The organism is Bacillus cereus group sp. Bce019, from assembly GCF_051781745.1.
GTDB classification, from domain to species: domain Bacteria; phylum Bacillota; class Bacilli; order Bacillales; family Bacillaceae_G; genus Bacillus_A; species Bacillus_A cereus.
Map to the genome: position 1 here is coordinate 13,118 of NZ_JBPWJX010000017.1, position 18,090 is coordinate 31,207.

Consider the following 18,090-nt stretch of genomic DNA (forward strand, 5'->3'; position numbering starts at 1 on the left):
AAGGTGGGGGACTATGAAGAAAGTATGTAATTCTATTAAATTAGCAGAGTATATGAAGCAAAATAATATTGATTCATTTTTTAGTCGTGATATGAAGCCATATATGGAACTTATATTTTTTAAAAAGAATGAGTTTATTTGTAGAGAAAATGAAGAGATAGATTATTTATATTTCTTTGTTGAAGGAAAAGCGAAAGCGTTTAACACATTAAGTAACGGGAAATCCGTATTACTGTGTTTTTATGATAGTTTGCAGTTACTTGGAGATGTGGAGTTAATTCATTCCCAAAGGATTACTTCAAATGTACAAGTGATGGCAGATTCGTATTGTGTGGGTTTACCTTTAGGAAAAGTGAGAAATAAGCTATTTCATGATGCGAAATTTTTAAGATGTATTTGCGGATCATTAGCAAATAAATTAAACCGACTTTCCAAAAACAGTACAATTAATTTATTGTATCCGCTTGAAAATAGACTTGCGAGTTACATGTTAGCAGCAGGGGAACGAGCAGTTCAGCATGAAAATAGAATTGTATTTAGTGGGAATTTAACGGAAATAGCGGAATTGTTAGGAACGAGCTATCGGCATTTGTTACGAACATTAAATATTTTTTGTGATAAAGAGATAATAAAGAAGAACGATGGATGCTATGAAGTAGTAAACGTGGATGTTTTGAGAGAATTGGCAGCAGATGTTTATAAATAGGAGGAGAGTATAAATGATAACACCTATATTTAGAATTTTTGATATTGAAAAAGCAAAACTATTTTACTTAGGTTTTTTAGGATTTAAACTGGATTGGGAACATCGGTATGAGGAAAATATGCCATTATATTTGCAAATTTCGTTACAGGATGCTGTGATACATTTATCAGAACATCATGGTGATGCCTCACCAGGTGGTGCGATTCGGATCAAAATAGATGATGTAAAGGATTATCATTCTGTAGTATTAAGTAAAGAATATGCTTATTCGAAGCCGAATATAGAAAAAACACCTTGGGGTACAATTGAATTAACTGTAATTGATCCGTTTTCAAATAGAATTACACTATACGAGGAAAAATTGTAGAAATGGAATGAAGAGTAGTTCATAGAGCAGTGAACTGCTCTTTTTTATTTTGAGTAGATATTGAATCATATAAAAAGAAAATGTTATGATTATGGAAACGTATGAATATATGAACAAGTATTCATACGTTTAAGAAGAGGAGGGATTAGAATGAAAGATCTAATTATTATTGGGGCGGGTCAAGCTGGATTAACAATGGGATATTACTTGAAGCAAGAAGGGTATAATTTTTTATTACTTGAGGCAGGAAAACGAGTTGGTGATTCATGGAGAAATCGATATGATTCTTTGCAGCTTTTTACCCCAAGGTCTTACAGTAGCTTGCCGGGTATGGCGTTAATAGGTGAAAAAAATGAATTTCCATATAAAGATGAAATTGCAACTTATTTAGAAGAATATGCAAGACATTTTCAATTACCGGTACAATTACAAACGGAAGTTCTAAAAATAAAGAAAGAAAAAGAAATATTTGAATTACATACTCCTACAGAAATTTTACAAACGAAAAAAGTTATTATCGCATCAGGTGCTTTTCAGCAACCGTTTATTCCCTCAGTTTCAGCAAATCTATCATCACATATTTTTCAAATACATTCATCACAATATAAATCACCATCACAAATTCCTAAGGGAAAAGTACTAGTAGTAGGTGGTGGGAATTCAGGAATGCAAATTGCAGTAGAACTGGCAAAGACTCATGAAGTTACGGTGTCTATTAGTCATCCTTTAACGTTTTTACCGTTACAACTTTTGGGAAAAAGTATTTTTAATCTGCTAGAAAAAGTGGGTTTATTGTACGCTGAAATAAATACAAAAAGGGGAAGATGGTTTCAGAAGAGAAAGGACCCTATTTTCGGTTTTGAAGGTAAGAAACTTATTCGTAATGGAGCAATCAAACTGCAAGAAAAAGTAGTAAGTGCATCAGGAAATAACATTATGTTTCAGAATGGTGATACTTATAGTGCAGAAAGCATTATATGGTCAACTGGTTTTGTTCAAAATTATAATTGGATTGAAATTGAACAGGCAGTGAATGAGAAAGGATTTCCTAATCATATAAAGGGAATCAGTCCAGTAAAAGGATTGTATTATATCGGTTTACCATGGCAATCTCAAAGGGGTTCCGCACTTATTTGTGGTGTAGGAAAGGATGCAGCGTATGTACTTTCTGAAATCAAAAAAATAGATCAGTAGCAATAACTACTGATCATCCATATGTACATGAATTAGGAGAGGTCAAACATTTATTAACTTTATTATAATAGACTTTCATAGAATTAAAAACTGAAAATTCAAATTTCATGTTGAGAAAGTTTTTTGTATCGAAATATATGAAAAAATAGGGATTTTTATTAAAACAGAAAAAGATATTTCTATTTTAGTAAATTATGATATAGTCTAAATAAGTGTGTTTTTCCATAAATGTAATTATTTTCATTGTAATTTTGTTTATATGAGGGAAGGAGAAGTAATTATGAAGTTTGATGATCAACGCTTACTAGGAGTCCGATTAGGTTCTGTACTTGTGACAGAGGAAAATCAATATTTAGTAATTAAGAAAAAAGATCATTATGCACTGTTAAATATACATAATTTAGAATGCACTCATGTTGAAGTGCAGTTAGAACATTTGGAAGAAATGTTGCGGGAAGATTTCCAAGAAAGTATAACGGAGATTATCGCACCAGAACATATAAAAATTGTTGCGAAAAATGTTATATAGATAAAGAAGCTGGAAGGAACAGCTTCTTTATTTTCATTATAAGGATAACGTTTTTACAACCTCACCAATGATCCCTTCCATTTGATGAACACCTAAATCGGAATTGGTCATAATAACAGCACCATTCCCGCAGTATGGATAACAAACCATCATACATTGAAATCCAACGCCCCATCCGAGTGAATAAATCTGTAATTCTTCATTAGAATCATCTAGAAAAACACCTAATCCAGTCCATTTTGAGCAACCTTGAGGAGAAATCATGTCTATTACTAATTTTTGAGAAAGTTTTAGTTTGCCCTTTCCTTGTAAGGAATGAATGATTTCAATAACTAAAGCTGATAAGTCAGTTGGTGTTGTCCAAATACCTGAAGCAGCTGCGAATGGATAAAATGGATACTTCTCATTTGTTACAGTTCTATCTTTATTATGTCCGTAAGCGAAAACATCGGTTTTATCTATGTCTTTTGGAGAAAAAAGTGTACTATTTTTCATTTGTAATGGCTGGAAGATGTGTTCTTCTAATAACTGACTAAATGATCTTCCTGTAATATCTTCTAGTAGTAGTTCGATTATACAAAAGTTTGCGTCTGAGTAGTGAAATTCACTTTCTGGTTTATAAGTTACCTCTATAGGTACGGGGCAATATAGTGTTTTACCGGAAAGGAGCTCAGACATATTAGGTAAGCCTTTTGCAGGTGTATAATGTTCAAAACTATTAGGTGGATCAATGAGTCCAGATTGATGGCTTAATAAGTTTCTCAAAGTGATGCTTTTTTGTGAAGTAAATAGATTAGTAGGAATGTTCCAAGATGTGAGTTTATCATTTACGTCTTCGTCTAAATGCAAGATTTCTTGATCTGATAACATTAGTACGAGCATTGTAGTGATGAATTTGCTGATAGAACAAGAATTAAAGAGAGAATTTGTAGTAACAGCTCTAGTTGTTCCAGCTTCAAGTGTTCCAAAGGCAGTCGCTTCATCTAGTTTGCCATTACATATAACAGCGAGGCTTAAACCTGCAACGGAATATTGGTTCATTTTCTCGTATATATTGCTACTTTTTAAGTTCATGGTGACTCCTTTCTTTAAAGACAGAATAGTATTTTTCTTTTTTAGTTAGTTTGAAGTGAACTTTTGAAAAAATTTGTCTCGGTACATGTACATAACCCATGAGATTGTTATTAAAGAAATGATGATTTGTTTGTTTTTAATTGGTGCATTGAAAACAAGCCAACCAACTATATCAAATAACAAATGTAGCACGATTGAAAGAACTACAAATTGAAGTAACGTATTTAAAAATCTTTTCATAAAGTGTCCCCCTAAAATAATAGGTTTTATTAACAGTTTGATATAGTGATATTATACATTAAATGTGTATTGTGGTAAAATTTACATAAGTTAGTGGAATTAAAGCAAATGAAAGTTAGTAAGGGGGGGACATTCATGGAATTCTGGATGGTTATACTGATAGTAGCCTTTGGTTTCATTTATATCGCTGAAAAATTAACTACAATTGAAAAGAAAAATGATGCGCATTTAAAGAGAATTGAAGATAGATTACAATTAATTACGAAAGAAATGGGAATTGTAGAAAGAGAACCTGAAATTAATAAAGAACTACGCCAGCTTGTAGAAGAAGGCAAAAAAGTTACAGCAGTTAAGAGAGTAAGAGAAGCTTTTGGTTTTTCCTTACTAGAAGCGAAGCAATATGTTAATAAATTATAAAAAAGATCATCCATTTGGGTGATCTTTTTTCACTGCACCATGCGTGTATTTACATAAGCGGCGATAATAAAGTGTCCAATTATAATGATAGGAATAACGATTGTGACATTAGGCGTAGTGAAGACACTACCGATTGTCGCAATGACACCAGCAATTAAATTATAAAGACCTACTATTTTTGATAGTTTCACTTTATCAGGCACGCGGCGTTCGTTGAATCCTGATAAGAGCCAAGTGTACTGCTTTACTCCGATGAAATAAGCTAGTGCAAATGAAATGATTGCTACTATAAATAATGTTGGTGAAGCGAAGAGAGTCATTGCAAACACCTCCGTTAATGGGCTATAAATAAATTATAGTCCGAATGTTATAATTTAACAAAATATAAATTTGGTTTTAAGTGTAATAGAAAAATGGAGTATTGGTAATGAGGGGAGATTAAGTATGAATATTGTGGAGTTTCATAGGTATGTATCAAATTTCAGTAAAGAAAAAGGATTTCAAGATACAACAATTGAAGAGCGTACGATATATACGATGGCGGAATTAGGTGAATTAGCGGAAGTCATATTAAAGCGTGATACAATACAAGATGCGAAAAGAGAAATCGGTTTAGAAATGTTTGATGTAATTTGGAATGTATGTGATTTAGCAAATAAATTAAATATTGATTTAGAGAAGGCGTTTAAAGAAAAAATGAAAATTAATAAAAAGCGTGAATGGTAAGTAGAATTTTAATTTGTAAAGATGGGTGATATGAATGAAAAAGAAGCTTTTTATAGGAGGAATCTTTACTTTAATTAGTGTAATAAGTGTTGTCGTTTACTTAGTTTTTCAAGGCATATTCATTCCGAATCAAATAAGTGCTGATAAGTATGAAATAAAAGGTGTAGATGTCGCATCGTATCAAGGGGATATAGATTGGAGAGAGTTGGAAAAGCAAAATATGAAGTTTGCGTTTATAAAGGCGACTGAAGGAAGTTCGTTTGTGGATGAGTACTTTTCGAAAAATTGGAGGAATGCGAATAAGACAGATATGCGCATCGGAGCGTATCATTTTTTTAGTTTCGATAGTAAGGGTGAAACACAAGCAGAGCAATTTATACGAACTGTTCCAAAATATAAACAAGCACTGCCACCCGTGATTGATGTTGAGTTTTACGCTAACAAAAAAGATAATCCGCCTAAGCGTGAAGATGTTACGAAAGAGTTGGCGGTCATGATTGAAATGCTAGAAAAACATTACGATAAGAAAGTAATATTGTATGCAACGCAAGAGGCGTATGATTTATATATAAAGGATGCGTATCCAAAATGTAATATATGGATTCGTAGTGTTCTTACAAAACCGAGTTTATCTGATGAGAGAAAATGGACGTTTTGGCAATACACGAACCGCGGGAGATTAAGCGGTTATAATGGAAAAGAAAAGTATATTGATTTGAATGTATTTTATGGGAATGAGGAAGAGTTTGAGAATTATGGAATGAAAGATTAAGTTTTAAAGCGTACAAAATTTTGTACGCTTTTTTGTTAATTACATAAAAGTATGCAAATGAAGATGGAACAAACATTTGAGATAAATTGTCTAATATAGGTAATAACTATTTAGCTTGAAAGAAAGGGTTGATAACATGAAAAAGAATACGTTGTTAAAAGTAGGATTATGTGTAGGTTTACTAGGAACAATTCAATTTGTTAGCACAATTTCTTCTGTACAAGCATCACAAAAGGTAGAGAAAACAGTAATAAAAAATGAGACGGGAACCATTTCAATATCTCAGTTAAACAAGAATGTATGGGTTCATACGGAGTTAGGTTATTTTAATGGAGAAGCAGTTCCTTCGAACGGTCTAGTTCTTAATACTGCTAAAGGACTAGTGCTTGTTGATTCTTCTTGGGATAACAAATTAACGAAGGAACTAATAGAAATGGTAGAAAAGAAATTTCAGAAGCGCATAACGGATGTCATTATTACACATGCGCACGCTGATCGAATTGGCGGAATAAAAACGTTGAAAGAAAGAGGAATTAAAGCGCATAGTACAGCATTAACCGCAGAACTAGCAAAGAACAGTGGATATGAAGAGCCGCTTGGAGATTTACAAATAATTACGAGTTTGAAGTTTGGCAATACAAAAGTAGAAACGTTCTATCCAGGGAAAGGACATACAGAAGATAATATTGTTGTTTGGTTGCCACAATATCAAATTTTAGCTGGAGGCTGTTTAGTAAAATCTGCGGAAGCTAAAGATTTAGGAAATGTTGCGGATGCGTATGTAAATGAATGGTCTACATCGATTGAGAATGTGCTGAAGCGATATGGAAATATAAATTCGGTAGTACCTGGTCATGGAGAAGTAGGAGACAAGGGATTACTTTTACATACATTGGATTTATTAAAATAAGAAATTGTAGAAATACAAAAGAAAGGAGAAATAATTTTCTCCTTTCTTTCTTCTAACTATATTTAAATGCTGAATCTGTCGATTACGTCAGCATATATTACTGAGATTTTAATTCCAAGTATACAAATACTAGTACTGTCATAATTGCAATAACAACGTAAGTAGCATCAAGCATTATAAGTGTTTTTAAAGTTTCAGTCATCGTAATTCACCCCTGTTATAAAAATATAACATGATCTTTTTATTGATTAGATTAGAGATCATAAAGATAAAATGTATATGAAATTTCTTAAGTAGCTTCTATATAAATATATCATATAAATAATGTAAGTAATGTTAAGATAGTGTAAATGTATTGTAAATAAAGAGGTTTACAATGAAGGCTTTAATAAAAAATGATAGTTTCTTAAAATGACAAATACGCTCTACTTTCTATTGAATGATAGAAAGTAGAGCGTATTTGTATGTCTATTTTCATATGTGATGAATTGCAACTATTTGTACATGGGATTCAAAAATTTTTTTCGTTGTATATATTTCTCCCAATTAATTAGCTATTTAAAAGTATCGAAAGATGTGTGCACACTAATGCATATTTTTTAGTGTCAATAAAAATATTATGTCGACAATATGAACTGTCACAAATCTTTATATATTATTGTGATTGATATCACATCACTTTTTTTCAATGGGTATTATGCTTAAGGTGTAATGAATGATTGGGAGAGGGTGGGATGATATGTTTTGTTATCAATGTGAACAAACGCCAATAGGCGGATGTAAAGTAATGGGTGTTTGTGGTAAGAATGAAACGATTGCGAGTTTACAAGATACGATTGTGTTTGGGCTAAAAGGAATTGCAGCTTATCGCACACATGCTGCTCAGCTAGGGTATACGGATGCATTTGTAGATGCAACAACACAAGAAGCTTTATATATGACATTAACAAATTCTAACTTTAACGAACAAGAGCATATTGATATGGCTATGAAAGTGGGGAAATCTGCTTTACGGGTGATGGAATTATTAGATGAGGCACATACGAATCATTTTGGTGTGCCAGAGCCTGTACAAATTACACAAAATCGTGTAGAAGGTAAAGCAATTGTAGTTACGGGTCATAATTTATTTGCACTAGAAGAACTATTAAAGCAAACAGAAGGAAAAGACATTAATATTTATACACATTCTGAAATGCTACCAGCACACGGATATCCGCAGCTGAAAAAATATAAACATTTAAAAGGAAACATCGGCAAGGCATGGTATGATCAAAGACGCCTTTTTGAAAAATTTACTGGTGCCATATTAGCTACAACGAACTGTGTTATGCCAATTAAAGGATCGTACTCTGATCGATTCTTTTCATATGACATTGCAGGTTTAGAAGGTGTACAAAAAATTGAAAATGACGATTTTACACCATTGATTCAAAAAGCACTAGAACTTCCAGAAGTACATATGGAGTCGGAAGAACAGTTAGTGACAGGGTTTCATCATAATACAGTATTATCATTAGCTCCAGAAATTATTGATGCAGTAAAAGAAGGAAAGATTAAGCGTTTCTTTGTTATCGCAGGTTGTGATGCTCCAGGAAAAGGCGGAGAATATTATCGTGAATTAGCAACGTCACTTCCGCCAGAAACGGTTATTTTAACGACTTCTTGCGGCAAATTCCGCTTTAATGATGTGGATTACGGTGTTGTACCTGGTACGGAAATTCCGCGTTACATTGATTTAGGACAGTGTAATAATTCCATTTCTACAGTGAAAATAGCGGCTGCATTAGCTGATGCTTTCCAATGTGAAGTGAATGAATTGCCAGTAAGTATTGTGCTATCATGGTTTGAACAAAAAGCGGTTGCCATTTTACTCGGGCTATTTAGTCTTGGGATTCAAGATATTCGCATCGGTCCAAAGGCTCCTGAATTTATTTCACCTGGCGTGCTTGATGTATTACAAGAAACATTTGGTTTAAAACTAATTACAAATGCAGCAGAAGACATGGCTATGATGTTATCGTAACGGAAAAGATGTTTTCACTTAATTGTGGCTTTATAAATCATTTGTATGTGTGTGAGTAAACGTACATACAAATGATTATTAATAAAGAAAATCTGCTATATCTATAAATTTTATAATTTTATAAAGCTTTTAAAGTGTAACACCACATGCCCATCACCTTAAGATTTTAAGTATCCCCAAAACGAAATTTCTACATGAATATCTATAATTTCACCTCTTTTTCATTTGATTTGAAAATAAGCTTTCTATTTTTAAAAACCAACGATACCACCTCAAATTATATGAATAAAATCCATTCATTTATTAGGGAAATGGATTAAAAATAATAAGGTAGACTAAAAAGTAAAATATTATTTATGATAATCATTCTTTTATAAAATTCAAATTGGAAATAGCCCTACTCATTTTCAAAATGGAGGGGCTTTTTTTACTGTAAAATCAATATTTTCAGCTTATTTTTTTTGGAAAAATTCTCATTCTTATTTTGATAGTGATATGGGTACATATACATGCCTATCAATCTTTTATTATGAAGTGGTCCTTGAATATATTGTTTTTTATTGACAGACATAAAAATGATTTATTTGTCTTATTGATAATTTGTAGACATTAAAATAAAATGTTTATGTATATGTAAACTTAATTTATTTTTGTTTAGTTATATTGGGAGGTTAGGCAATGCTAATAACAATGAAATAATGGATATATCACCTGCAAAAAGAATGAAACCAATACGGAGAAGATGATTTTGTTAAAAATTCGAAAAATAAGTGTTATTAGCTCTTGAAGAAAAATGACTAGAAAAATTATAAGCATATGGAAAATAGGGTTATACAAAAAGTCCTAAAGGGGGACGGAATTATGGAGAAAAGAAAGTATTCAGTAACACCACAAGATCGAATGAATTATGTATTAGGTCTTTATTCTGCAGATCAACAAATTAATGCAGTTCTTTATTTTCCTGTAGGTATATCCAAGGAAATACTTGAAGAATCAGTAAGGATAACGTTGCAATTGCAACCAGTTTTGAACAGCCGGTTTGTAGAAAATGATATTCCTTACTGGGAGGAACATTCATCTGACACTAACTCATCTATTTGCTTTTTTGCAGAAGGAAATAATCAAGAACTTGAAATAATGGTAATAGATTTTATTAAGGAACCTGGTGATCGTATACAGGGGCCAATGGTTCAAACGAAATTATTACGGGGCACTACAACAGATATTTTAGTTGTGAAATTATCTCATCTATGTTCAGATGGTATAGGAGTCAAGGAATATATTAAATTGCTTGGAACAATATATACGCACCTTTCATTGGGACGGTCTAAGAAGCAAATTATAAAGGAATTTGATGAGGGAAATGAGAGTTGTCGAGATCAATCACATGTATTCAAATACGCTGGAATATCGGACATAAAAAGTGCGTATCGTCCTAACCAGGAACAACAGGCATCGTTATGGTCTTTTCCATCTCAACCTAACAAAAATAGATTTCCCCAAATGTCCGTGCGGCGATTGAGCTATGAGCAAACTCTACGTTTAACCCAATGGACAAAAGCACAACAGGCTACCTTGAATGATGTAATCATGACTGCATACTTCCGAGCTTTATCACATTTCACTGTGTGTGCAGAACCTCGCACTGCAGAAAAAATGATTGGCTTGACAATTGATTTACGTCGATATCTGCCTAATAATACAACTGGTGCTATTTGCAACTTATCCGGTATGGAAATGCCAGTGATTAAAATGGAAGACGATGAAACATTTAAGCAGACTCTTATTCGAGTTAAACAATCAATGGATAAAATAAAGTCTCAAAATCCAGGTCTTTCTTCAGCAGCAGGAATGGAGCTACTGGCAGAAATGAAGCTATCTACAGTGAAGGAAATGTATAATCAGCAATATGAACAGGCTGTACAGATGGGGATGGCGTTGCCATTACTGACAAATTTGGGAGTGATCGCTGAGGAACCTATTCAGTTTGGTCAAATTCAAGCTGAGGACGGGTATATGGCATCACCTATTATGTATGCACCATTCTTTTCAATGGGAGCAAGCTCTTATAATGGAAGACTTACATTTACGATTGGTTATCATGCGCCGGATACATCAAAAGAAAAGGTAGAAAAATTTTTAGATAGTGTTGTTAATCAACTATCAGAAATAAAATAAAAAAGAGTATAGAGAAAAAATTTCTAGCAGAATTGTATTTTAGAGGCTCGTATCATGTACGGATAATCTCTGGAAATTTTCTCTGATCGCACTTGCCTTTATGCTTTATATGCAATGGGAATGGTAGTGAGAAACAATTTGTATTGTGAAAAAACAAGATATATCGGTATAAAAACAATAAAACAGAGCTGATTTAAATTACACTTTGAATTAGCTCTGTTTTGCTAGTGTGATGGTCCTTACAACAAAAAAGTAGACTGTATCCGGTTAGGGGAAAGCGGACTTTTAATTTTTTTGAAAATAAAGTTGACATCCACGACTACTTAGTCATACAATGTAGATGTAATAAGTGATACTGAATAGTTCGGGTTCACAAAAACTGTTCAGTGAAAAATTCGCCTTAGTACTCTGTAATACTGAATATAAGTCAGACAGAATAGGGGGTAAAGGAGGATCAGAACATGGAAAATTTAACTGAAATGTTGAAAGGTTCACTGGAAGGGTGTGTGCTGGAAATCATTAGCCGCCGTGAAACGTATGGTTATGAGATTACTCGCCACCTGAATGATCTTGGGTTTACCGAAGTCGTGGAAGGAACGGTCTATACCATCCTCGTACGATTAGAGAAGAAAAAGCTTGTGAATATTGAAAAGAAACCATCAGATATGGGGCCACCTCGTAAGTTTTATTCATTAAATGAAGCTGGCCGTCAGGAGCTTGAATTATTTTGGAGAAAATGGGATTTTGTATCGTCAAAAATTAACGTCTTGAAGTCAAACTAGCCTCATAATATAAAATGTTTCGGCTCATATTTGGAGAGTTTCTTGTTCTGCTTTATAAAAAAGGAGGAAAATAACATGTTGGAAATATTCAAAAAATTAATTGGTGATAAAAAAGAGTACAGAATGATGATGGCACGTGTTGCAGCACTGCCAGAGGACTATCAGTTTGTGTTTAAGAAAATTCAAAACTATATGTGGAATTTTTCGACCGGAAACGGGATGGATATGCTGCACATTCAGTACGAATTAATCGATTTGTTTGAAGCCGGTGCAGCGGAAGGTAGACAAGTGCTAGATATTACTGGGGAAGATGTGGCATCTTTTGCTGACGAACTAGTGGCAAACGCTAAAACGTATGTCTCCAAATATCGTGAAGATTTGAATGAAAGTATTATGAAGAAATTGAGAAAAAAATAAATGCAATACGTAATACTAACTGATTAGCTGGTCATAAATGTGAACTACCGCCATCGCTATTCAGTTATATTTTTAACTCGGTACTAAGTGGTACAGAATATCGGTGCTACTAAATAGAGGGTATAGGTAATTTATTTTTGTAAGGGGGAAAAAGCATGAGCAATGCATCGATTTCTGTAAAAGGATTAAAAAAATTTTTTAAAGACAAAGAAGTGTTAAAGGGAGTGGATTTTGATGTACAGCGTGGCGAAATTTTCGCACTGCTAGGCTCAAATGGAGCGGGAAAGACAACAACGGTCAACATCCTTTCGACGCTAATGAAGCAAGATGGCGGTGAGGTAAGCATTTGCGGATTTGATGTACAGCGCCAACCAGATCAAGTTCGTCAAAGTATCAGTTTGACAGGACAGTTTGCAGCTTTAGACGGCATGTTGACGGGGAAAGAAAACTTGATAATGATCGCTAAGTTACGTGGTGTTTCCAATCCCGTTCAAGTCGCTGACAATTTGCTTGAAAGATTTAGCCTGACTGATGCGGCTAATCAGAGGGCAGATCAGTATTCGGGTGGGATGAAGCGCCGACTTGATATCGCGATGAGTTTGATCGGGGCGCCAGCAGTTATTTTTCTTGACGAACCAACGACTGGACTTGATCCTGAAGCGCGAATCGAAGTATGGGATACAGTCAAGGAACTTGCCGGTAGCGGCACAACGATCTTGCTTACGACCCAGTACTTGGAAGAAGCCGAACAACTAGCAGACCGTATCGCTATTTTGCATGCCGGAAAAATTATTACGACAGGTACTCTTACTGAACTAAAAGAGATGTTCCCACCGGCAAAAGTGGAGTATATCGAGAAGCAACCGACATTGGAAGAAATATTCCTTGCGATCATTGGCAAAAAGGAGGAGATGTAAATGAAAAGTAAAACAGGTGTATTATTAGGTCGTTTAATGCGTAACATTATGCGCAGCCCGGATACAATTATTACAGTAGCGATTACGCCGATTATGATGATGCTATTATTTGTCTACGTGTTTGGCGGTGCAATACAAACAGGAACGGAAAACTACGTTAATTATCTATTGCCGGGAATTTTGCTAATGGCTATCGCATCCGGTGTAGCTTACACTTCTGTGCGACTCTTTACGGATGTAAAGAGTGGGCTGATGGCACGTTTCATTACGATGCCTATTAAGCGCTCATCGATATTGTGGGCTCACGTTTTAACCTCTCTTGTTGCGAATGTACTTACAATCTTAGTTGTTATTCTTGTTGCGCTCTTAATGGGCTTCCGTTCTAGTGCGAATATTCTAGATTGGCTTGCAGTAGCTGGGATACTAGGAATGTTTACGTTGGCGCTAACATGGCTAGCTATCATTCCAGGGTTGAAAGCGAAGTCTATGGAAGGGGCGACTGCTTACTCGTACCCACTAGTTTTTCTTCCATTTATTAGTTCAGCTTTCGTACCTACCGAAACGATGCCAAAAATTGTTCGTGTGTTTGCAGAGAATCAGCCTGTAACTTCAATCGTGAATGCGATTCGTGCTCTTTTATATGAAGGAACTGTTGGAAACGATATTTGGATTGCGCTCGCTTGGTGCGTAGGTATAATGGTCATCTCTTACTTCTTCGCCAGTAAAGCATTTAAACGTCAGTTAGGATAAGTGAATTAAATCTTTCGAAATAATATATTTGAAAAAGCACGGGAAGATTTTCCGTGCTTTTATTATTTGTTACGCACTCATGATAGAAAATATGGACAACTCGTAACGAATTAAACTCAATATTTTAAGGTGTAACCAATCAATGCTTATGGGGAGTATAAACATAATCGTTCTTGTAAACCTGCTAATAATTCTTCAGGCATTTCTCTAATTGTAATATCATCCCCTAAGAAAAGTAGCCAATTTGTCATCTCTGTCACTTCATCAAAATTGTGAACATCGATAAATGTTTTTAAAATGGCTGTAGATTGGTAAGGGTTTGTATAAGATATTGAAATTTTGAAAGGGTGGTATTTTTTGAACTGAGCAATTGCTTTTGGACCAAGTTCAAGTACAAGGTTAATCACTTCATCCTTCTTACTTAGTTTTTCTAAAATCTTTTTCTTATTTAGCTTTTTTTTCGTCGTGTATGGTTCGATATGGATGAGATGATCGACAGGAAACATCCTCTTCTTTTCTTCTTTTAAGTCAAACCCTTCAATGATCCATTGACTTTTTTCTTGATACAGGTGTAATAGATAAATGGAATAAGACTTGATTTCTTTCTCTTCTTTAATGGAAATCAATAAATGTCTATCCAAAAGAAGTATTTGAATGAGTTTTTCTAACATAGGGTGAGGGAGATCAGAAAGCTCAAGTAAATCAGGATTATGAGGGTTGGTCCCTTCAAACAGCAAGAGTTGATTTAAAAGAACGAGGTCATCTTGCTGGGTTTCTGAGATGAGTCCTAGTAGTTTTTCAGCTAAAGATTGACGACTCTTTAGGTAGGGAAGTTGTTGATTCCTCGTAGCCATAAAGGCAATAAAAAGAGCTTTCACTTCATTATCAGTAAAGCGAACAACGGGCAGGATAGAGTTGTGCATAACAAAATATCCCCCGGTCCTCCCAACTTCAGCGACAAGTGGCATTCCCATAGCTTCAATTTCTCTAATGTCTCTAATAGCTGTCGATCGTGATATGTTAAATTCTTGTATGATTTCAGAAATTGTAAAGTGGGAGCGGTTGTTGATATATCGCATAATTGTATTAATCCGTTCAACTTTTTTCATTTTGGTCTCCTAAACAGTATCACTTTTTGACATGGTTTAAAGATATTATAAACGTATCAGATGAAAAGATAAATCGTTTGATTAATAAAAAAAGAGGCAGGTTTTGCATATGAAAAATTATACTATAGAAGAAAAAGATAGCTTTATTGTGTTAGGTATTGGAACTGAAATTAAGAGTGAATACACAGACTTTGCTGGAATAAATAAAGAAAAGGAAGACTTTTGGTCGGCTGTTAAAGAAGATGGAAGGCTGGACACTTTAAAAGCTTTAGCGACAAATGAATACATTTTTTCTGTGAGCGAAGCTGTGAATAACAAAATGATGTATTATGCGGGTGTCATGACAGAAGCACAAATAGAAGAAGAATCTAGAGTAATCCAGTTTCCGAGGGGAGAATACTTAGTAGTGAAAGGGGAGGACAAAACGGCTGAAGAGCTAAGTAATAAGTTGACTGGCATCGCCTTCGGTCAAGCTTTACCAGATGCAAATGAGTTTGCTTATGTTGGTGGACCAAATACGACGGTTGAGATGGGGAAAAGAAACGGCTTAGTGTTTGGTGAAATATGGATTCCAGTTGTTAGGAAGTAAAGTGATAAAAGGTACGAATATGAGAAGTAGAGGCTAACAATCTTGGATTGTTGGCCTTTTTAACATGAATATAATATTCATATGCTGCTCCACAGTATGTTCTGATAAAATGAAATAAAAGGGAATTACTGTAAGGTGGTGGTGGGGTGAATAAAAAAAGGCTATTTGAGCTATTCATAGTAACGTTTGTTTTTCTATTCCTTCATGTAAGTACATTTACTAATGAAAAATTTAACGATAAATTGGGATCTTTTACTTTCATTGCGCTACTTCTTATGCTTTCTATTTACACTGCATTTATAGAAAAGTATTTTGATGATATACAAAAGTGGATTCGAAATATTACATGTTGCTTTGCTTTATTCGTAGTGGCTTTAGTAGCTCTATGGATAGGTTATTTTTAGTCCTTACTTAAGAGAATGAGAAATATGTGATTACACTACATTCGATCCGATAATATTACTTAGCTGCATCGGTTTATATTAATTTTTTCTCTCCCCAATCAGGATAAAATGTACAATAGGAAATTTTATGTAAGATAAAGAAGGAAGGTATATGGTCAGCTTGAGTACTTTGCTAGCTTTTGCGCTTGTTTCACTTAGTATGGTTTGTTCACCTGGTCCTATTTTGATTTATTTTATTTCTCGTTCCATTACGTAGGGGCGTATGGCAGGATTTATTTTTTTATTAAGCATCATGCTTGGATTTGTAATTCATATAAATGAAGCAGCTTTAGTATTCATTCAAAAATTCATTGTCTATGAAACAACTAGATTTGTAAACGGCTTTAATAGAAAGATGTCTATTGTATTTTTTGCGGCAAGATTAAATAGCTTTTTTGTTACTTTACAATAAAGTATACTTAATATCAGTAATTCATGTAATTAGGAGTGGTTTCTATATTTAGAGAAAATACAAAAAGGATATTTCTGTCATTAGTAACAAATCCAATACTAATAATTGTATACGGGATTTTTTGTTATGAGTTGGCCTTATACTGTAAGTACGGAAGAATGAATTATAATATTTACATTATGTTATTATGTATAGTACTTTTTATATCCATAACTACATTTACTACAATGCGGTTGATAAAAAATAGAGAATATAAATCTAAAAAATTAACTAATTCAATAGCATGGAGATTTATTTCTATTATCATTATTGTTGCAATTACATCATTTTATGGGATGCAGATTTATAAAAGTGCAATAAATTACAATGGTAAATTGGCATGGTTTATAGAAAAGTTAAAACATGAAAGGTCAGTTAAACTTAAACATAATAATATATATAAATCTGGAGTAGAAGGTATTTTTGAAGATATAAATAAAAAATATCCTTTGCCAAAGAAATTGTATATGGCAACTGATTTTGATCTTACATTTCATTCAGATGGAACAATCACAGCGTTTGATACATTTGTTTATGGGAAAAATATTGATGGGAAAGAAGAAACTTATTTAATCTCTTATAATAAGAAGAAATCAGAAGATATTACTATAATACGAGACGGATACGCAAAGCCTGATTATAATGATGATAAATTAGTAGAACCTTTAATTAAAACGGTTAAGGCGATTCCAGTTAAGAAAACAGTAAAAAAATGGAATGAAAGTAAGTATGGGTTGATTTATTATGGGAAAAGAAATTGGGGATCCAATACAGAGGGAATTATTAATATTACCGAGGATGGTAAGGGGCAGAGTCTTAAAGAAGCAGCTTCTGATATCATTGGATATACAGTATCTATATTTGTCCCTGGAAAAGAGCAAGAGCTAGTCCCTGCTAGATATAATTTAATAAGTGACGCAAGTTGGAGTAAATCAAAGACGCCTCCAAAAGAAGATAGGCTTAAAGAGAAGAAACAACAAGATTTAAAGAATGCAAAAGAACAGTTTTTCCTATCGAAAGAAGTTGGTTATAAACTAAATATGACAGATAAAGCATTGGGGAGCGCCTTTTATTCATTAAGCAAGACTAGTGATGAAGGGGAAACATGGGAGGTTATCAATCCAGACCCATTTAATGGGGGGATTGGTAGTGTATCAGGAATCACTTTTATAAATGATAAACTTGGGTTTTTAGGAGCAATTAGACCTTCTGGTAATGAAGGAGAGTTATATCGCACAGATGATGGGGGAGTATCTTTCAAAAAGGTAGAATATCCGCCGCATGAAGTAAAATTAGAACATACACAGTCCACAATAAGTCCGTTTGATTCTCCTAGTATGCCATATGAGAAAGATGGGGTTTTTAATATGTTAGTTGGACAAGGGGCAGATGGAGACTACAATGGCGATAGTAGTGCACTTTATCAATCAAAAGATAACGGAGAGACATGGGAATTTGTAGAAGAAGTGAAAAAGAAATAATCGGAATGTTTT

21 protein-coding genes and 1 pseudogene are annotated in these 18,090 nt (G+C 33.9%); 18 read left to right on the top strand and 4 right to left on the bottom strand.

Annotated features, from left to right (window positions below):
• The first annotated feature begins 13 nt into the window (after positions 1 to 13).
• The 4 genes from yeiL to ACS2QP_RS20220 all read left to right on the top strand — a co-directional run bounded on the left by yeiL (position 14) and on the right by ACS2QP_RS20220 (position 2,796).
• Positions 14 to 706, top strand: coding sequence for a transcriptional regulator YeiL (yeiL, locus tag ACS2QP_RS20205; protein ID WP_332284472.1), 693 nt, complete (start codon positions 14 to 16; stop codon positions 704 to 706).
• Positions 707 to 719: 13 nt separating this feature from the next.
• A complete protein-coding gene (locus tag ACS2QP_RS20210; RefSeq protein WP_000632406.1) occupies positions 720 to 1,073 on the top strand; it encodes a glyoxalase superfamily protein in 354 nt (117 codons plus the stop codon).
• Between the two features lie 150 nt (positions 1,074 to 1,223).
• A complete protein-coding gene (locus ACS2QP_RS20215; protein WP_048655702.1) occupies positions 1,224 to 2,267 on the top strand; it encodes a flavin-containing monooxygenase in 1,044 nt (347 codons plus the stop codon).
• A 280-nt stretch (positions 2,268 to 2,547) separates the two neighbouring features.
• Positions 2,548 to 2,796 (top strand): hypothetical protein, encoded by a 249-nt coding sequence (locus ACS2QP_RS20220; protein WP_000666948.1) that lies wholly within the window; start codon positions 2,548 to 2,550, stop codon positions 2,794 to 2,796.
• Between the two features lie 36 nt (positions 2,797 to 2,832).
• Here ACS2QP_RS20220 and ACS2QP_RS20225 read toward each other — a convergent pair whose 3' ends face one another.
• Positions 2,833 to 3,870, bottom strand: a complete 1,038-nt coding sequence (locus ACS2QP_RS20225) for a serine hydrolase domain-containing protein (RefSeq protein ID WP_332284473.1) — start codon at positions 3,868 to 3,870, stop codon at positions 2,833 to 2,835.
• Positions 3,871 to 3,915: 45 nt separating this feature from the next.
• Positions 3,916 to 4,110, bottom strand: a complete 195-nt coding sequence (locus tag ACS2QP_RS20230; protein WP_000819660.1) for a hypothetical protein — start codon at positions 4,108 to 4,110, stop codon at positions 3,916 to 3,918.
• A 135-nt stretch (positions 4,111 to 4,245) separates the two neighbouring features.
• Here ACS2QP_RS20230 and ACS2QP_RS20235 point away from each other — a divergent pair, with 135 nt between their 5' ends.
• Positions 4,246 to 4,527 carry a hypothetical protein gene (locus tag ACS2QP_RS20235; protein WP_000397720.1) on the top strand — a complete coding sequence of 94 codons (282 nt, stop codon included), beginning with the start codon at positions 4,246 to 4,248 and terminating at the stop codon, positions 4,525 to 4,527.
• 29 nt (positions 4,528 to 4,556) lie between these two features.
• On the opposite strand, the gene ACS2QP_RS20240 is transcribed toward ACS2QP_RS20235, so the two are convergent.
• On the bottom strand, positions 4,557 to 4,847 hold the full coding sequence (locus ACS2QP_RS20240) for a DUF3784 domain-containing protein (RefSeq protein ID WP_000171772.1): 291 nt from the start codon (positions 4,845 to 4,847) through the stop codon (positions 4,557 to 4,559).
• Between the two features lie 124 nt (positions 4,848 to 4,971).
• Here ACS2QP_RS20240 and ACS2QP_RS20245 point away from each other — a divergent pair, with 124 nt between their 5' ends.
• The 9 genes from ACS2QP_RS20245 to ACS2QP_RS20285 all read left to right on the top strand — a co-directional run bounded on the left by ACS2QP_RS20245 (position 4,972) and on the right by ACS2QP_RS20285 (position 14,005).
• The gene (locus tag ACS2QP_RS20245) at positions 4,972 to 5,253 is read left to right on the top strand and encodes a MazG nucleotide pyrophosphohydrolase domain-containing protein (RefSeq protein ID WP_001028115.1); all 282 of its coding nucleotides are present in this window, start codon (positions 4,972 to 4,974) and stop codon (positions 5,251 to 5,253) included.
• Positions 5,254 to 5,287: 34 nt separating this feature from the next.
• Complete coding sequence (locus ACS2QP_RS20250; protein WP_000727665.1) at positions 5,288 to 6,025, top strand: glycoside hydrolase family 25 protein; 738 nt, start codon at positions 5,288 to 5,290, stop codon at positions 6,023 to 6,025.
• Between the two features lie 136 nt (positions 6,026 to 6,161).
• Positions 6,162 to 6,935 carry a BcII family subclass B1 metallo-beta-lactamase gene (bla2, locus tag ACS2QP_RS20255; RefSeq protein WP_000742476.1) on the top strand — a complete coding sequence of 258 codons (774 nt, stop codon included), beginning with the start codon at positions 6,162 to 6,164 and terminating at the stop codon, positions 6,933 to 6,935.
• A gap of 739 nt (positions 6,936 to 7,674) precedes the next feature.
• Positions 7,675 to 8,961: a hydroxylamine reductase gene (gene hcp / locus ACS2QP_RS20260; protein ID WP_088351170.1), complete on the top strand. Its 1,287-nt coding sequence runs from the start codon at positions 7,675 to 7,677 to the stop codon at positions 8,959 to 8,961.
• Between the two features lie 861 nt (positions 8,962 to 9,822).
• Entirely contained in the window at positions 9,823 to 11,139 is a 1,317-nt protein-coding gene (locus tag ACS2QP_RS20265) for a condensation domain-containing protein (RefSeq protein ID WP_438882768.1), read from the top strand.
• 461 nt (positions 11,140 to 11,600) lie between these two features.
• Complete coding sequence (locus ACS2QP_RS20270) at positions 11,601 to 11,921, top strand: PadR family transcriptional regulator (RefSeq protein ID WP_000429484.1); 321 nt, start codon at positions 11,601 to 11,603, stop codon at positions 11,919 to 11,921.
• A 75-nt stretch (positions 11,922 to 11,996) separates the two neighbouring features.
• Positions 11,997 to 12,338 carry a DUF1048 domain-containing protein gene (locus ACS2QP_RS20275; protein ID WP_000889650.1) on the top strand — a complete coding sequence of 114 codons (342 nt, stop codon included), beginning with the start codon at positions 11,997 to 11,999 and terminating at the stop codon, positions 12,336 to 12,338.
• A 155-nt stretch (positions 12,339 to 12,493) separates the two neighbouring features.
• Positions 12,494 to 13,255, top strand: coding sequence for an ATP-binding cassette domain-containing protein (locus ACS2QP_RS20280; protein WP_153582376.1), 762 nt, complete (start codon positions 12,494 to 12,496; stop codon positions 13,253 to 13,255).
• Entirely contained in the window at positions 13,256 to 14,005 is a 750-nt protein-coding gene (locus tag ACS2QP_RS20285) for an ABC transporter permease (protein WP_063536973.1), read from the top strand.
• Positions 14,006 to 14,151: 146 nt separating this feature from the next.
• Here the strand turns inward: ACS2QP_RS20285 and ACS2QP_RS20290 are convergent, their stop codons facing one another.
• Positions 14,152 to 15,114, bottom strand: coding sequence for a helix-turn-helix transcriptional regulator (locus ACS2QP_RS20290; protein ID WP_088351155.1), 963 nt, complete (start codon positions 15,112 to 15,114; stop codon positions 14,152 to 14,154).
• 109 nt (positions 15,115 to 15,223) lie between these two features.
• Between ACS2QP_RS20290 and ACS2QP_RS20295 the strand changes: the two genes are divergently transcribed.
• From ACS2QP_RS20295 to ACS2QP_RS20310, 4 genes and pseudogenes are all read left to right on the top strand, one after another.
• The gene (locus ACS2QP_RS20295; RefSeq protein WP_000801037.1) at positions 15,224 to 15,703 is read left to right on the top strand and encodes a GyrI-like domain-containing protein; all 480 of its coding nucleotides are present in this window, start codon (positions 15,224 to 15,226) and stop codon (positions 15,701 to 15,703) included.
• Between the two features lie 146 nt (positions 15,704 to 15,849).
• The gene (locus ACS2QP_RS20300) at positions 15,850 to 16,107 is read left to right on the top strand and encodes a DUF3963 domain-containing protein (protein ID WP_332284477.1); all 258 of its coding nucleotides are present in this window, start codon (positions 15,850 to 15,852) and stop codon (positions 16,105 to 16,107) included.
• A 151-nt stretch (positions 16,108 to 16,258) separates the two neighbouring features.
• A pseudogene (locus ACS2QP_RS20305) lies at positions 16,259 to 16,423 on the top strand (LysE family translocator); the annotation flags it as partial.
• Between the two features lie 170 nt (positions 16,424 to 16,593).
• Positions 16,594 to 18,078, top strand: coding sequence for a WD40/YVTN/BNR-like repeat-containing protein (locus ACS2QP_RS20310; RefSeq protein ID WP_332284478.1), 1,485 nt, complete (start codon positions 16,594 to 16,596; stop codon positions 18,076 to 18,078).
• Positions 18,079 to 18,090: the final 12 nt, after the last annotated feature.

Excerpts from the sequence above, each read along its gene's own strand:
- ACS2QP_RS20245 (WP_001028115.1), top strand. The coding sequence starts at position 4,972 with ATGAATATTGTGGAGTTTCATAGGTATGTATCAAATTTCAGTAAAGAA.
- ACS2QP_RS20285 (WP_063536973.1), top strand. The coding sequence starts at position 13,256 with ATGAAAAGTAAAACAGGTGTATTATTAGGTCGTTTAATGCGTAACATT.
- bla2 (WP_000742476.1), top strand. The coding sequence starts at position 6,162 with ATGAAAAAGAATACGTTGTTAAAAGTAGGATTATGTGTAGGTTTACTA.
- ACS2QP_RS20215 (WP_048655702.1), top strand. The coding sequence starts at position 1,224 with ATGAAAGATCTAATTATTATTGGGGCGGGTCAAGCTGGATTAACAATG.
- ACS2QP_RS20290 (WP_088351155.1), bottom strand. The coding sequence starts at position 15,114 with ATGAAAAAAGTTGAACGGATTAATACAATTATGCGATATATCAACAAC.
- ACS2QP_RS20210 (WP_000632406.1), top strand. The coding sequence starts at position 720 with ATGATAACACCTATATTTAGAATTTTTGATATTGAAAAAGCAAAACTA.
- ACS2QP_RS20235 (WP_000397720.1), top strand. The coding sequence starts at position 4,246 with ATGGAATTCTGGATGGTTATACTGATAGTAGCCTTTGGTTTCATTTAT.
- ACS2QP_RS20240 (WP_000171772.1), bottom strand. The coding sequence starts at position 4,847 with ATGACTCTCTTCGCTTCACCAACATTATTTATAGTAGCAATCATTTCA.
- ACS2QP_RS20250 (WP_000727665.1), top strand. The coding sequence starts at position 5,288 with ATGAAAAAGAAGCTTTTTATAGGAGGAATCTTTACTTTAATTAGTGTA.
- ACS2QP_RS20295 (WP_000801037.1), top strand. The coding sequence starts at position 15,224 with ATGAAAAATTATACTATAGAAGAAAAAGATAGCTTTATTGTGTTAGGT.
- ACS2QP_RS20220 (WP_000666948.1), top strand. The coding sequence starts at position 2,548 with ATGAAGTTTGATGATCAACGCTTACTAGGAGTCCGATTAGGTTCTGTA.
- hcp (WP_088351170.1), top strand. The coding sequence starts at position 7,675 with ATGTTTTGTTATCAATGTGAACAAACGCCAATAGGCGGATGTAAAGTA.
- ACS2QP_RS20230 (WP_000819660.1), bottom strand. The coding sequence starts at position 4,110 with ATGAAAAGATTTTTAAATACGTTACTTCAATTTGTAGTTCTTTCAATC.
- ACS2QP_RS20280 (WP_153582376.1), top strand. The coding sequence starts at position 12,494 with ATGAGCAATGCATCGATTTCTGTAAAAGGATTAAAAAAATTTTTTAAA.
- ACS2QP_RS20265 (WP_438882768.1), top strand. The coding sequence starts at position 9,823 with ATGGAGAAAAGAAAGTATTCAGTAACACCACAAGATCGAATGAATTAT.
- yeiL (WP_332284472.1), top strand. The coding sequence starts at position 14 with ATGAAGAAAGTATGTAATTCTATTAAATTAGCAGAGTATATGAAGCAA.
- ACS2QP_RS20225 (WP_332284473.1), bottom strand. The coding sequence starts at position 3,870 with ATGAACTTAAAAAGTAGCAATATATACGAGAAAATGAACCAATATTCC.
- ACS2QP_RS20275 (WP_000889650.1), top strand. The coding sequence starts at position 11,997 with ATGTTGGAAATATTCAAAAAATTAATTGGTGATAAAAAAGAGTACAGA.
- ACS2QP_RS20270 (WP_000429484.1), top strand. The coding sequence starts at position 11,601 with ATGGAAAATTTAACTGAAATGTTGAAAGGTTCACTGGAAGGGTGTGTG.